Source organism: Paracoccus fontiphilus (assembly GCF_017356265.1).
Lineage (GTDB): Bacteria > Pseudomonadota > Alphaproteobacteria > Rhodobacterales > Rhodobacteraceae > Paracoccus > Paracoccus fontiphilus.
Map to the genome: position 1 here is coordinate 35,945 of NZ_JAFNAW010000004.1, position 13,330 is coordinate 49,274.

Sequence of the window (13,330 nt, forward strand, 5' to 3'; positions counted from 1 at the left end):
GTTCTGGAAACTCGCCTCATCCTAGCACGGGGCTGACGTGAACGAAACAAGAACGGCGTTGCCTACGCACCCCGCAGCCGGGCCATCAGCGGCACCACGGTGGCTTGCAGGACCGGATTCACCACATAATGGGCAATCGGGATCAGGATCAGTCCCAGGACAAGGCCGAAAATGCCGTCGAAGAACGCGGTCACGGCCCAGGCCGTCAGGCCCGGCGCCTGCGGGACGGCGTGGGCCGCCGCCTCGGCCTGGTGGTGGACCCAGTCATAGGGGCCGTGCCAGCCCAGTTCCGCCAGCCCATGCAGCACGATCTGGCCGCCGACCCAGATCATCGCGGCGGTGCCCACCACCGTCAGGGTCTTCATGAAGCCGGGCATCACCTTGACGATGCCCCGCCCGATGGCCGAGGACAGGCCGTTCTGCCGCGTCGCCAGATGCACGCCCGCGTCGTCCGCCTTCACGATCAGCGCGACAAAGCCGTAAACGGCCGCGGTGATGCCCACGGCGACCACCGCCAGGATCAGCGCCCGCATCGCCAGCGTATCGCTGGCCGGGATGGTGGCAAGGGCGATGGTCATGATCTCGGCCGACAGGATGAAGTCGGTCTTGATCGCGCCCGCCACGCGCGCTTCCTCCAGCGCGGCGCCGTCGCCTTCGGGGTGGGTGTGTTCCTCGCTGTCATGGCTGTCGCCGTAGCCGAGCGCATGGGCCACCTTCTCGGCGCCCTCGTAGCACAGATAGGCGCCCCCCAGCATCAGCAGCGGGGAAATGGCCCAAGGCGCAAACGAAGACAGCAGCAGCGCCACCGGCAGCAGGATCACCAGCTTGTTGAACAGCGATCCGCGCGCGATCTTCCAGACGATGGGGATTTCGCGGCTTGCATCAAACCCGTGGACGTATTTCGGCGTTACCGCCGCATCGTCGATCACCGCGCCCGCCGCCTTGGCCCCGGCCTTGACGGCCTGCCCCGTCACGTCGTCGATGGACGCCGCCGCGACCTTGGATATCGAGGCCACATCGTCCAGAAGTGCCAGAAGTCCGCTCATCCATCCCCCATCGGCTGTATCCGGCGCGATCCTTGCCGTGAATCACGCCGGAAGCAAACCCCCGCGGGGCCGGTTGGTTCAATCCATGCTGACGTTCGCGTCCTTCACCACCGGCTCCCACTTCGCCATCTCGGCCTTGACGTGCTCCGCCAGTTCATCTGGGGTGGATGCGACGATGGTGGCCGAGAACTCGGCCATGCGTCCGGCCACGGCAGGGTCGGCCATGGTGGCCTTGGCGGCGGCGGCAAGCGCCTCGATGGCTTCCGGCGGGGTGCCTGCGGGGGCGAACAGCGCGTTCCACGAATAGGTTTCGTATCCCGGCAGGGTTTCCGCGATGGCGGGCACGTCGGGGAAGCTGGGGGCGCGTTCTGCCGTCGTCACGCCAAGCGCGCGCAGCTTGCCGCTGGTGATATGGCTGGACGCCGAGGGCAGGTTGTCGAAGATGATCGGCACTTGGTTGCCCAGCACGTCGGTCAGCGCGGGGCCCGAGCCCTTGTAGGGGATGTGGTCGATCTGCACCCCGGCCATGGACTTGAACAGTTCGCCCGACAGGTGCAGCGGTGTGCCGTTGCCGGACGAGGCATAGGCCAGCGGGTCGGTCTTGGCGAGGTCGATCAGTTCCTGCACCGTGTTGACCGGCATTTCGGGATTGACCGCCAGCACGTTCGGCACCAGCACCAGCAGCGATACCGGGGCGAAGTCTGCGACCGGGTCATAGGGCTTCTGTTTCAGGATCAGCGGGTTCAGGGCGTGGGTCGCGACCGTGCCCATCAGGATCGTGTAGCCGTCGGCATCCGCCTTGGCGACCTGACCCGCCCCCAGGCTGCCGCCCGCGCCACCGACGTTCTGCACGACGATCTGCTGGCCCAGTTCTTGCCCCATGCGTTCGGCGACGATGCGGCCCACCACGTCGGTGGACCCTCCGGCGGCGAAGGGAATGACCAGGGTGATCTGGCGATCAGGAAATTCGGCGGCGGCGGCCCCGGCAAGGCCGAGGGCAAGGGTCGAGGCCAGCAGGATGCGGCGGGTGATCATGGGCAGTCCTTTCATGGTTCAGGCGTCGCTTTCGGTGAAGACCTCGTCCCGACGCTTGCGGATCTGGGGCAAGAAGACCAGCACCAGGATCGCCAGCGACAGGACCAGCAGGCCCGCGCTGATCGGGCGGGTGACGAAGGTGGTGGGATCGCCGCGCGACAGGATCATGGCGCGGCGCAGGTTTTCCTCCAGCAGCGGGCCGAGGACGAAGCCCAGCAGCAGCGGCGCGGGTTCGCAGCGCAGCTTGGACATGACGTATCCCAGCAGGCCGAAGAATGCGACCGCGAACAGGTCGTAGGGGTTCGAGTTGACGGAATAGACCCCGATCGAGCACATCGCCATGATGATCGGGAACAGCACGTAATAGGGCACCGTCAGCAGCTTCACCCACAACCCGATCAACGGCAGGTTCAGCACGACCAGCATCAGGTTGCCGATCCACATCGACGCGATGATGCCCCAGAACAGTTCGGGCTGTTCGGACACCACGTTCGGGCCGGGCACGATGCCCTGGATGATCATCGCGCCGATCATCAGCGCCATGACCGGATTGGCGGGAATGCCCAGCGTCAGCAGCGGGATGAAGGAGGTCTGCGCCCCCGCGTTGTTGGCGCTTTCCGGCCCCGCGACCCCGGCGAGCGCGCCCTTGCCGAACTCCTCGGGATGCTTGGACAGCTTCTTTTCGACCGTGTAACTGGCAAAGGCCGCCAGGATCGCGCCGCCGCCGGGCAGGATGCCCAGCACCGACCCCACGCCCGTGCCGCGCAGCACCGGGCCGACCATCTGGCGGAACTCGTCCCGGGTGGGGAACAGGCGGGTGATGTTCCTGGTCATCACCTCGCGGTCGTGCTCGTCCTCCAGGTTGCGCAGGATCTCGGCGATGCCGAAGACGCCAACGGCCACGGCCACGAAGTTCAGCCCGTCGGCGAACTGCGTCATACCCAGGGTGAAGCGAGGCGCGCCGGTATAGACGTCGGTGCCGACCATGCCCAGGAGCAGGCCAAGGACGACCATCGCCAGCGCCTTCAGCACCGATCCGTGGGCCAGCGCCACCGACATCACCAGGCCCATGACCATCAGGCTGAAGTATTCCGCCGCGCCGAATTCCAGCGCGATGGCGGTCAGCGGGGGCGCGAAGATCGCCACCAGGAAGGTCGCGACCGACCCCGCGAAGAACGAGCCGATGGCGGCGACAGCCAGCGCCGTGCCCGCGCGTCCCTTGCGCGCCATCTGGTAGCCGTCGATGGCCGTCACGGCGGAACTGCTTTCGCCCGGCATGTTGATCAGGATCGCCGTGGTCGATCCGCCGTATTGCGCGCCGTAATAGATCCCCGCCAGCATGATCAGCGAGGACACGGGTTCCAACTGGAAGGTGATCGGCAGCAGCATGGCGATGGTGGCGGTGGCGCCGATGCCGGGCAGCACCCCGATCAGCGTGCCCAACAGGACCCCGATCAGGCAGAAGGCCAGGTTCGCCAGCGACGAGGCGACGCCGAAGCCCAGCGCGAGGTTGGATAGCAGGTCCATGCGCGCCCCTTACAGCGGAAGCCAGGGGCCGAAGCGCCGGAAGGGCAGGCCCAGGCCGTAGGAGAAGACCAGCGTCGCCAGCACCGTGACCGCCACCGCCAGCACCAGCGCCGCCAGGGGCCGCATCCGCACCGAGGCTTGGCTGGCGATCAGCGTGGTGATGAACAGCGCTGGCACGAAGCCCAGGCCGCGCACGGTCAGGCCGAAGAAGATCGGCGCGGGCAGGATGAACAGGATGCCGCGCCAGGCGATGCGCCCGAAGGGCTCGTCATCCGGCCGCCCGAAGGCCTTGAACAGGATCACCGCGCCCAGGATGAACAGCAGCCCCGACAGGACCATCGGAAAATAGCCCGGCCCCATGCGGATCGAGGTTCCCATCTCCAGCCCCAGCGATTGCCAGCCGAAAAAGCCGGCGGCGGCCATCAGCAGCAATCCGGCAGCGATGTCGGTGTCGTCTTTCGGTTTCGTGGACATGATCCCCCCATGCCGGAAACCCGCCGCCGGCGTGGCGGCGGGGCAGTCGGGTCAGTCGGCGTAGACGCCCGCAGCCTCGATCACCGGCTTCCAGCGGGCGATCTCGGCTTCCAGCTTGGCCTTCAGCGCCTCGGGCGTGGCGTCTGCGGCGGGCGAGGGCGCGGTGCCCAGGTCGGCCATGGCCTTGGTCACGCCCTCGTCGGCAAGGGCCTTTTGCAGCGATTCCGACAGGCGCTGGTTCACCTCGGGCGGGGTGCCCTTGGGGGTATAGATGCCGTGCCAGATGCCGAACTGCATCGCCTCGAACCCGGATTCGGCCGCCGTGGGCAGGTCGGGGAACAGGTCCAGGCGTTCGGGCGTGGTCACGGCATAGGCCTTGATCGTGCCGCCCTTGATCTGCTGGGTGGTGTTGGTGGTCTGGTCGCACATGATGTCCACCTGGCCGCCAAGCAGGTCGGTCATCGCGGGGCCGGTGCCCTTGTAGGGGACCGTCACCAGGGGCGCTTCCAGCGCCTGCATCAGCAGCATCCCGCAGAGGTGGCTGGCCGCCCCGATGCCTGCATTGGCCAGCGTCAGCGAATCGGCGTTCGCCTTGACGTATTCGACAAAGGCCGGGAAATCGGCGGGTTCGAAATCCTGCCGGGCGGTCACGACCATCGGCACCTCGGTAACGAGGCCCACATAGTCGAAGGCGTTCAGCGTGTCATAGGCCAGGTTGCGATACAGCGTGGCGGATGTCGCCATGCCGATGTGGTGCAGCAGCACCGTGTATCCGTCGGCTTCCGCCTTGGCGACCCGGCCCGCGCCCAGCGTGCCGCCCGCGCCGCCGACGTTTTCGACGACGATCTGCTGGCCCAGATCCTCGGACATGCGTTCGGCGACCAGGCGGGCAACCGTGTCGGTGGGACCGCCGGCCGCAAAGGGCACGACCATGGTGATCTGGCGTTCGGGATAGCCTTGGGCGAATGCGGGCGCGGTCAGGATGGTGGCGGCGAAAAGCGCGCCGATCAGTTTCGAAGCGGTCATGTGTCCTCCCGGATGGATCGGTCGGCACGCTCCTCCGTGCCGTCGTTCTGCGATCAGATTGCGACAGCAATCCGGCAGGACACAAATGATTTCTTTCCGAAGTCCTTAACGTTCCAGCTTGTTTCCGCTGCGTCATGCAGATGCGGGTACTATCCCTTGGACAGCGCGGCCACCGGATCCAGGCGCGAGGCGCTTCGCGCGGGCAGGAAGCCGAAGGTGATGCCGATCAGGGTGGAACTGACCAGCGCCGCGATCATGGCGTCGGGGGACTGGATCATCGTGAAGCTGGTGTTCAGCCGGTCGAAGACCAGGTTGAAGCCAAGCGCCGCCGCGATCCCCAGCACGCCGCCGATCATGCAGACCAGCACGGCCTCGATCAGGAACTGCTGCAGGATGTCGCTGCGCCGCGCGCCGACCGCCATGCGCAGCCCGATTTCCCCCACGCGTTCCGTGACCGACACCAGCATGATGTTCATCACCCCGATGCCCCCCACCACAAGCGAGATCACGGCGATGGCCGAGACCAGCAGCGTCAGCGTCCCGGTGGTGCTGGTGATGGTCTGGCGGATCTCGTCGGTGTTGACGATGAAGAAATCCTGCGTGCCGTGCCGCTGCGTCAGGAAGTCGGTCACGGCGTCCTGCGCGGCGCCCATGTCCGCGTCGTCCGCGATGCGCAGGGTCAGGCTGGACAGGGTGGAGGTGCCCAGATAGCGCGCCTGCACGGTGGTATAGGGCGCGTAGAGCCGCAGGCTCTGGCTGCCGCCCGGCCCGCGAGATGCGATTTCCGCCACGCCCACGACGCGCAGCAGCGCGTTGCTCGCATGGATCACCTGGCCCACGCCGCTGTCGGGACGGTCCGGAAACAGGCTGTCGCGGGTGTTGGTGTCGATCACCACCTCTTGCGCCATGCGGGCGATGGCCGTGGGGCCGAAGCCGCGCCCGGCGATGATCCTGGACCCGGTGACGGTGAAGTAATCCCCGCCGACACCGCTGATCTGGGCATTCGCCTCGGCCGCGCCGAAGCGGATCGTGGCCGTGGCCGCCGTTCCGGGGGTTGCCGCTGCCACAAAGGGCAATCGCGCCACAGCTTCGGCGTCGGACGCCACCAGCGTCTTGATGCGTCCGGACCGCATGTCGCCGAAGTCGCGGCCCGGAAAGACCTCCAGCGTGTTGGTGCCCAGGCTGGAGATGTTTGCCAGCACCTGCTGGCGCGATCCTTCGCCAAGCGCCACCACCGACACGACGGAGGCGATGCCGATGATGATCCCCAGCATGGTCAGGAAGCTGCGCAGCTTGTGGGCGCGCATCGACACCAGCGCCATGCGCAGCGCCTCCCAGAACGCGCTGCCGGGCAGGGCGGATGCCTCTTTTCCGGCCTTTTCGCGGCGGACGGACGCAGACTCGGGCTGGTTCTGGCGGTCGGCGATGATGTTGCCGTCACTGATCTCGATGATGCGGCGGGCGCGGGCGGCGACCTTGGGGTCATGGGTGACGATGATGATCGTGCGGCCGTCCGCGTTCAGTTCGGACAGGATCGACAGCACTTCCTCGCCGCTGTGGCTGTCCAGCGCGCCGGTCGGTTCGTCCGCAAGGATGACGCTGGCGTCGTTGATCAGCGCGCGGGCAATGGACACCCGCTGCTGCTGGCCGCCCGACAGGGCCGCCGGGCGGTGATCCAGCCGCGTGCCGAGGCCAAGCCGGTCCAGAAGCTGCGCGGCACGCCTGCGCCGCGCCGACACGGCCTCGCCGCGATAGACGGCCGGGATCTCCACGTTGCCCAGGGCGGTCAGTTCCGGCAGCAGGTGGTATCGCTGAAAGATGAAGCCGAAACGCTCGCGCCGCAGCACCGCCAGGCCCGCGCTGTCCAGCGCGCCGATGTCCTGGCCCGCGAAGCGGTAGGTGCCGGTGCTGGGCCGGTCCAGGCAGCCCAGGATGTTCATCAGCGTCGTCTTGCCCGAGCCGGATGCGCCGATGATCGCCACGAACTCGCCGGGGCGGATCGACAGGTCCACGTCGCGCAACACGGTCAGGCTGCCGTCGCCCGACGGATAGCTTCGCCCGATCCCGGACAACTGGATGATCGGCTGGTCCATGGCTCAGCCCCGCATCCCGCGCGGCATCCCGCCCAGCGGATTGCGGCCGGACGGGCGGCCCGCATCCTCTGACGCGCCCGTGCCGGTCACGATCTTCTCGCCCTCGGCCAGGCCTTCGGTGATCTCGGCCATGACCTTGTCGTTCAGCCCGACGCTGACGACGCGTTCGGACAGCGTGCCGTCGCTTCCCTCGACCTGCAGGCGATAGCGGCCGTCGCGGTCGGGCGTGCCCAGCGCGATGGATGGCACCGTCAGAACGTCCTTGGCCGATCCCATGACGATATGCACCTCGGCCGTCATGTAGGTGCGCAGCTTGCCGTCCGGGTTCGGCACGGTGAAGCGGCCGTTGTAATAGATCGCCTCGGATGTGGCGCTGGTCGATGATGCGCTGCTGCCGCTGATGCTGCTGTCGTTGACGATGGATTCGGGCGCGGGGGCCACGGTCTCCAGTACCCCGTCGTAGCGGCGGTTGGGGGCGCCAAGCACCGTGAACCACACCTTCTGGCCGGGCTCGACCTGGCCGATGTCGGCCTCCGAGATCTCGGCAAACACCTCCATCTGCGTCAGGTCGCCCAGGACCGCGATGGTCGGCGCGGATTGCATGGCGTTCACCGTCTGGCCCTGCTGGGCGGTGATCGCCAGCACGGTCCCGTCGCTGGGCGCGGTGATGCGGGTATAGCCAAGGTTCGCCTCGGCGGTTTCGATGGCGACGGCGGCCTGGGCGATCTGGGCATCCAGCGCCTCGATCTGGGCCTTGGCAACGGCGACATCGGACACCGCCGTGTCATATTCGTTCTGCAGGGTCAGGTTGCTGCGCTGCAACGTTTCCAGCCGCTTCAGCGTGCGCTGCGCCAGATCCAGTGTCGATTCCCGCTCGACCCGCTGGGCGCGGGCGACGGCCAGATCAGACTGCGCGGACTTCAGCGCGTTCTGCTGGCTGACCGAGTCGATTTCCGCGATCAGGTCGCCCTTTCTGACTGTCTGCCCCAGCTCAACGGCAATGCGGGTGATCCGGCCCGAGGCCTGGGCGCCGACCGCCACCAGATTGCGCGGCTTGATCGTGCCCTGCGCCAGCACCGACACCTCGATGTCGCTGCGGGTGACGGGGGTGGTCAGCACCTGCGCGTCGCCGCTGCCGGTGGGTTGGCCGATGCCGACGGCGGCCGCCGTCGCCGCAAGCGCCCCGCACAGGGCAAGCCCGATCACTCCGTGACGAAACCGAAACCGCATGAGCCTGTCCTTGCCTTCCCGTCCTCAGCGCAGCGCGCGGGCCATGACGTGGCGGATGACGCCGCTGCCGTCTGACACCAGAAGATAGCGCTCGCCATCGCGAATCCAATGCTGGCCCCGGGGCGGCCGGGGCAGGTCGGCCCGGCGATGGTCGATCCGGTCGCCGCGGCCCTTGTAGGTCTGGCCCGGCTGCCAGTCGCGGCCGGGTTCGGCGCGACGGTCGTCGCCCGCATGGCGCGGCGCGGGACGGCCCTCGTTGTGGTGCCGGGGGCCTTTCCCCTCGCGTCCCGCCTGCGGCGGACAGTCGCGATGCCGGTCCTGACGCTCGCAGCGCGGTGTTTCCTTCGCGACGGCGGGCAGGGCGGGAAGGGCGGTCAGGCCGACCAGGGCTGCAAGAAGAAGCCGTTTCATGGCGTGGGTCTTTCGGATCGATTGCGACAAGGGCAGGTTCTAGGCCATGACCTTGTCCCGCGTTCGTCCGGCGCGTATCGAAAGGTTTCCGCGCAGCGCCGATTTGTAAACAAAGGTTTCCAGCGCCGCGCCGGAAACAGTCCGTTGCAAATTTCGCCGCAGCGCCCGCGCGGCGCGGCTATAGTCGCTTGGCAACAGACAATCAGGACCCCGATGACCGGCAGCCCGCACATCCTTGTCGTCGATGACGACGCTGAAATCCGCAGCCTGCTGGCGCGCTATCTGGGCGGGCAGGGCTTTCGCGTCACCACCGCGCAGGACCGGCGCGACTGCATGGCCCGCGTGGCGGACGCGCGCCCCGACCTGATCGTGCTGGACGTGATGCTGCCCGACGGCACGGGACTGGAGATCTGCCGCAGCCTGCAGGACCAGCGCCCGCGCGTGCCCGTGATCCTGCTGACCGCGCTGAAGGAGGACGTGGACCGCATCGTCGGGCTGGAGATCGGCGCCGACGACTATCTGGGCAAGCCCTTCAATCCACGCGAGTTGACCGCCCGCATCCGCGCCGTGTTGCGCCGCAGCAGCCCCGAGGATGCGGCGCCGGCCGAGCCTGCACGCAGCTACTGCTTCGCCGGGCTTCAGGCCATGCCGGACCAGCGGCGCGTCGTGGCGGGCGGGATGGACATCGACCTGACCGGGGCCGAGTTCGACCTGCTGATGGTCTTTCTGGAACGGCCGGGCCGGGTCCTGTCCCGCGACCTGCTGCTGGACCTGACGCAGGGCCGGGACCGCGATCCGCTTGACCGTTCGATCGACGTGCTGATGAGCAGGCTTCGCCGCAAGCTGTCCTCGGATGCGGGGCCCATGATCTTCAAGACGGTGCGCAACGGCGGCTACCAGCTTGCCGTGCCCGTGCAGGCCGAGAAGACCGAGCCGTGACCTCGCTTCGCAATCGCATCGCGGGCTTCATGATCCTGGCGATCGTCGTGGTGATCGCGCTGGCGACGCTGGTGGCGATGCAGATGATGCAGCGCCCGCTGCCGGAAACCGCGACCATCCCCGTCGCCCGCCAGATCGCCTGGAACGTCCGCTTCGCCGAGGCCGATCCCCAAGCCGCCGCCGGGGCAGGCATCGTCTTTGCCGATGCGCCCGCGCCGGGGCTGCCCGAGGAACGTTCCACCGGGCGATGGACGCGGGTTCTGGGTCGGCAAGGGATGCAGCATCCGCTGGTCGTGACCGCAGATCCGCAGGGCACGACAATGCGGATCTCGGTCGATCTGGGGGATCGGTGGCTGGTGCTGCCCTTGCCCGACCTGCGTCCTCCGCGCGGGGGATGGCGCATCTTCGGGGCTTGGATGGCGCTGATCGTCACCGGCGCCACGGCCGTTTCGCTGATCGCCGCCACGCGGATCACCGGGCCCTTGCGCATCCTGGAAAACGCCGTGGACCGCATCGGCCGCGACGGCGTGCTGGTGCCGATCCCCGAAACCGGGCTGCCGGAAACGCAAGCCACGGCGCGCGCGCTGAACCACCTGTCGGCGCGGCTGAAATCCGCCATGGAAAGCCGGATGCGGCTGGTCGCGGCGGCAGGCCACGACCTGCGCACCCCCATGACCCGGATGCGCCTGCGCGCCGAATTCGTCGAGGATGACGACGAGCGGGAAAAATGGCTTGCCGACCTGGCCGAGCTTGACGCCATCGCCGACAGCGCCATCCGCCTGGTCCGGGACGAGGTGACGCAGGCCGCCGCCCAGGATCTGCGGCTGGACCGGCTGGTGGGCGACGTGGCGCAGGAGCTTGGCGCCCTGGGCTATCGCGTGACGGTCGCGTCCCTGGCGCCGGTGACGGTCACGGCGGACCCCTTGTTGCTGAAGCGTGCCGTCCGCAACCTGGTGATCAACGCCGCGACCCACGGCAAGGCCGCCCGCGTCAGCCTGTCGCGCCAGGTCGACCGCGCCGAACTGGTGATCGAGGATGACGGCCCCGGCATCCCCGAGCCCCTGATGGAACGCGCCTTCGAGCCCTTCTTCCGCGTGGACGAGGGCCGCCGCAAGGCCCTGCCCGGCGCGGGCCTGGGCATGGCGATCGCGCGGCAGATCATCGACCAGTTGGGCGGCGCGGTCACGCTGGCGAACATGCAGGCGGGGGGCCTGCGGCAGCGGGTGGTGCTGCCGGCGCGGGCATGGCCGGTTTCAGACCGGAACGGTTCCTGCAAGCGCGGCTGAGGCGGGCTTCCTACTGGATGTCGCGGATCGCCGGATAGGCCGCCCGGAACGCCTGGTAGGCCGCGTCGAAACGGTCGCGCAGGGCTGTTTCCGGGGCGATCTCCTCGACCACGTCGGGCGCCGTCATGACCTGGGCCACGCTGCCCGCGCCTGCCGCCACCATGCCCAGGCGCGCCGCACCCAGGGCCGCGCCGAACTCGCCATCGGCGGGCAGGGTCAGGGTCACGTCCAGCGTGGTGGCGATCACGCGCAGCCAATAGCGCGACCGGGCGCCCCCGCCGATGGCCATCATCCGGTCCAGCCGGGCGCCGGTGGCCTTCAGCGCCTCGTGGCTGTCGCGCAGCCCGAAGGCCACGCCTTCCAGAACGGCGCGGGTCATGTCGTCGCGCGTGGTCCCCGATCCAAGGCCCGTGAAGGCGCCACGGATGACCGCGTCGTTGTGCGGGGTCCGCTCGCCGGACAGGTATGGCAGGAAGCGCACGGCGCTGGGCGCCAGCAGGTCGTCGCCCAGACCGGCCGTCAGGTCGGCGGGACGCGCGCCGGTGATCTGCGACAGCCAGTTGAGGCTGTCGGTCGCCGACAGCATCACGCCCATCTGGTACCAGGTGCCGGGCACCGCATGGCAGAAGGTGTGCAGGGCCGTGGCGGGCGCCGGGTGATAGCCGTCGCGCGCCGCCAGCAGCACGCCGGACGTGCCCAGCGATACGAAGCCCTGACCCTCGGCCATGGCGCCGATGCCGCAAGCGGCGGCGGCGTTGTCGCCCGCGCCGCCCGCCACCACCACCGGATGCGACAGGCCCCAGGCCTGCGCCAGGTCCGGGCGCAGTTGCCCGGCGGGGGCCGATCCCTCGACCAGCCGCGGCATCTGGTCGCGCCGCATGTGGCCCGCCTCCAGCAGCGCGTCGGACCAGTCGCGCGCGCCGGTATCCAGCCAGGACGTTCCCGCCGCATCCGACAGATCCGAGACGTGTTCGCCCGTCAGATGCAGGTTCAGGTAGGCGGCAGGCAGCAGGACGCGGGCGATGCGGGCATGGTTTTCCGGCTCGTGCCGGCGGACCCATTCCAGCTTGGGGGCGGTGAAGCCCGGAAATACGATATTGCCCGACAGTTCGCGCAGGCCGGGGGTGCCGTCCAGCCGCGCGGCCTCGGCATGGCTGCGGGTGTCGTTCCACAGGATGCAGGGACGGATCACGCGGTCGCCCGCGTCCAGCAGCGTGGCGCCGTGCATGTGGCCGGCCACGCCGATGCCGCGCAGGTCCGCGAATTCGGGGTGACGGTCGCGCAGTTCGGCAACGGCATCGTCAAGCGCCGCGATCCAGTCGGCCGGGTCCTGTTCGGACCAGCCGGAATGGGGATGGCGGACGGGATAATGCCGCTCGGTCGAGCCGACCGGCCTGCCGCCGCCGTCCACCAGCAGCGCGCGCAGGCCCGAAGTGCCAAGGTCGATACCCAGAAAACTCATGCTAGTCCCCTTCAAGATGCCGCTATCTTGCCGAAAGGCCGGAAGGCGTCAAACGCCGGTCCGCTGTCGGTCCAGCAGCGCCTCGGCCATGCCGGACAGACCCGGCAGCACCACGGCCGCCCCGGCATCCGCCAGGCGCCGGGCGTGATCGTCGCGCATCCCGTCCAGATGGCTGCCGCCGGTGAAACCCACGGCGCGCATTCCGGCGGCCCGCGCCCCCGCGACGCCATGGGGCGAATCCTCCATCACCGCGCAGGCCCCGGGCAGGATGCCCAGGCGGTCCGCGGCCAGCAGGAACAGGTCGGGGGCGGGCTTGCCGCGCTTGACCTGGTCGGCGCTGAAAACGCGGGCGCCGAAACGATCCGCCAGCCCCGCAACATCCAGCGTGATCCCCAGGCGACGGACCGAGCTTCCGGTGGCGATGGCGACCGCGACGCCCTGCGCCGCCAGATCGTCCAGCAGCGCCGGAATGCCGGGGATCACCCGCAGCTCGGCCGGATAGCGGGCCAGCAGCCGTTCCTCGAAATCGCGGGCGAAGTCGGGCAGGTCGGGGCGGTCCAGCGCCTCGGCAATGTGGCTGACGATGGCCTGGATCGACATACCCAGGAACCGCTTGCGCAAATCGTTCGGCGTGGCGTGCAGCCCTTCGGCCGCCATCATGTCGGACAGGGTTTCCAGCGACATCGGCTCGCTGTCCACAAGGCAGCCGTCCATGTCGAAGATCACGGCGCGGATATGGGACATGCGGTCTCCTGTTGGCGATAACGGGCAAGCTCTACACGCATCGCGGCCGGATGACAA

The 13,330-nt window shown here is 68.7% G+C and carries 12 protein-coding genes; 2 read left to right on the plus strand and 10 right to left on the minus strand.

Annotation, left to right across the window (positions count from 1 at the left end; translation table 11 throughout):
* Window positions 1-62: 62 nt before the first annotated feature.
* From J0F76_RS02665 to J0F76_RS02700, 8 genes are all read right to left on the minus strand, one after another.
* A complete protein-coding gene (locus J0F76_RS02665; RefSeq protein ID WP_207465423.1) occupies window positions 63-1,046 on the minus strand; it encodes a DUF808 domain-containing protein in 984 nt (327 codons plus the stop codon).
* Between the two features lie 78 nt (window positions 1,047-1,124).
* Window positions 1,125-2,081 (minus strand): tripartite tricarboxylate transporter substrate binding protein, encoded by a 957-nt coding sequence (locus J0F76_RS02670; RefSeq protein WP_207465425.1) that lies wholly within the window; start codon window positions 2,079-2,081, stop codon window positions 1,125-1,127.
* Window positions 2,082-2,099: 18 nt separating this feature from the next.
* Entirely contained in the window at window positions 2,100-3,608 is a 1,509-nt protein-coding gene (locus tag J0F76_RS02675; protein ID WP_207465427.1) for a tripartite tricarboxylate transporter permease, read from the minus strand.
* A gap of 9 nt (window positions 3,609-3,617) precedes the next feature.
* On the minus strand, window positions 3,618-4,082 hold the full coding sequence (locus J0F76_RS02680) for a tripartite tricarboxylate transporter TctB family protein (protein ID WP_207465429.1): 465 nt from the start codon (window positions 4,080-4,082) through the stop codon (window positions 3,618-3,620).
* A gap of 51 nt (window positions 4,083-4,133) precedes the next feature.
* Entirely contained in the window at window positions 4,134-5,108 is a 975-nt protein-coding gene (locus tag J0F76_RS02685) for a tripartite tricarboxylate transporter substrate-binding protein (RefSeq protein WP_207465431.1), read from the minus strand.
* Window positions 5,109-5,257: 149 nt separating this feature from the next.
* The gene (locus tag J0F76_RS02690; RefSeq protein WP_207465433.1) at window positions 5,258-7,201 is read right to left on the minus strand and encodes a MacB family efflux pump subunit; all 1,944 of its coding nucleotides are present in this window, start codon (window positions 7,199-7,201) and stop codon (window positions 5,258-5,260) included.
* A 3-nt stretch (window positions 7,202-7,204) separates the two neighbouring features.
* Window positions 7,205-8,431 carry an efflux RND transporter periplasmic adaptor subunit gene (locus J0F76_RS02695; protein ID WP_207465436.1) on the minus strand — a complete coding sequence of 409 codons (1,227 nt, stop codon included), beginning with the start codon at window positions 8,429-8,431 and terminating at the stop codon, window positions 7,205-7,207.
* 24 nt (window positions 8,432-8,455) lie between these two features.
* On the minus strand, window positions 8,456-8,842 hold the full coding sequence (locus tag J0F76_RS02700) for an RcnB family protein (RefSeq protein WP_207465438.1): 387 nt from the start codon (window positions 8,840-8,842) through the stop codon (window positions 8,456-8,458).
* 213 nt (window positions 8,843-9,055) lie between these two features.
* On the opposite strand from J0F76_RS02700, the gene J0F76_RS02705 reads away from it, so the two are divergent.
* The gene (locus J0F76_RS02705) at window positions 9,056-9,781 is read left to right on the plus strand and encodes a response regulator (RefSeq protein ID WP_207465440.1); all 726 of its coding nucleotides are present in this window, start codon (window positions 9,056-9,058) and stop codon (window positions 9,779-9,781) included.
* Complete coding sequence (locus tag J0F76_RS02710) at window positions 9,778-11,067, plus strand: ATP-binding protein (RefSeq protein WP_207465442.1); 1,290 nt, start codon at window positions 9,778-9,780, stop codon at window positions 11,065-11,067. The genes J0F76_RS02705 and J0F76_RS02710 overlap by 4 nt, the downstream gene beginning before the upstream one ends.
* Window positions 11,068-11,077: 10 nt before the next feature.
* Here the strand turns inward: J0F76_RS02710 and xylB are convergent, their stop codons facing one another.
* Together xylB and J0F76_RS02720 are read right to left on the minus strand one after the other, a co-directional pair.
* Window positions 11,078-12,529, minus strand: a complete 1,452-nt coding sequence (gene xylB / locus J0F76_RS02715; RefSeq protein WP_207465444.1) for a xylulokinase — start codon at window positions 12,527-12,529, stop codon at window positions 11,078-11,080.
* Window positions 12,530-12,577: 48 nt separating this feature from the next.
* Window positions 12,578-13,273, minus strand: coding sequence for an HAD family hydrolase (locus J0F76_RS02720; protein ID WP_207465446.1), 696 nt, complete (start codon window positions 13,271-13,273; stop codon window positions 12,578-12,580).
* Between the last annotated feature and the right edge of the window lie 57 nt (window positions 13,274-13,330).

Excerpts from the sequence above, each read along its gene's own strand:
- J0F76_RS02670 (WP_207465425.1), bottom strand. The coding sequence starts at position 2,081 with ATGATCACCCGCCGCATCCTGCTGGCCTCGACCCTTGCCCTCGGCCTT.
- J0F76_RS02690 (WP_207465433.1), bottom strand. The coding sequence starts at position 7,201 with ATGGACCAGCCGATCATCCAGTTGTCCGGGATCGGGCGAAGCTATCCG.
- J0F76_RS02700 (WP_207465438.1), bottom strand. The coding sequence starts at position 8,842 with ATGAAACGGCTTCTTCTTGCAGCCCTGGTCGGCCTGACCGCCCTTCCC.
- J0F76_RS02695 (WP_207465436.1), bottom strand. The coding sequence starts at position 8,431 with ATGCGGTTTCGGTTTCGTCACGGAGTGATCGGGCTTGCCCTGTGCGGG.
- J0F76_RS02705 (WP_207465440.1), top strand. The coding sequence starts at position 9,056 with ATGACCGGCAGCCCGCACATCCTTGTCGTCGATGACGACGCTGAAATC.
- J0F76_RS02680 (WP_207465429.1), bottom strand. The coding sequence starts at position 4,082 with ATGTCCACGAAACCGAAAGACGACACCGACATCGCTGCCGGATTGCTG.
- J0F76_RS02720 (WP_207465446.1), bottom strand. The coding sequence starts at position 13,273 with ATGTCCCATATCCGCGCCGTGATCTTCGACATGGACGGCTGCCTTGTG.
- J0F76_RS02665 (WP_207465423.1), bottom strand. The coding sequence starts at position 1,046 with ATGAGCGGACTTCTGGCACTTCTGGACGATGTGGCCTCGATATCCAAG.
- J0F76_RS02675 (WP_207465427.1), bottom strand. The coding sequence starts at position 3,608 with ATGGACCTGCTATCCAACCTCGCGCTGGGCTTCGGCGTCGCCTCGTCG.
- xylB (WP_207465444.1), bottom strand. The coding sequence starts at position 12,529 with ATGAGTTTTCTGGGTATCGACCTTGGCACTTCGGGCCTGCGCGCGCTG.
- J0F76_RS02685 (WP_207465431.1), bottom strand. The coding sequence starts at position 5,108 with ATGACCGCTTCGAAACTGATCGGCGCGCTTTTCGCCGCCACCATCCTG.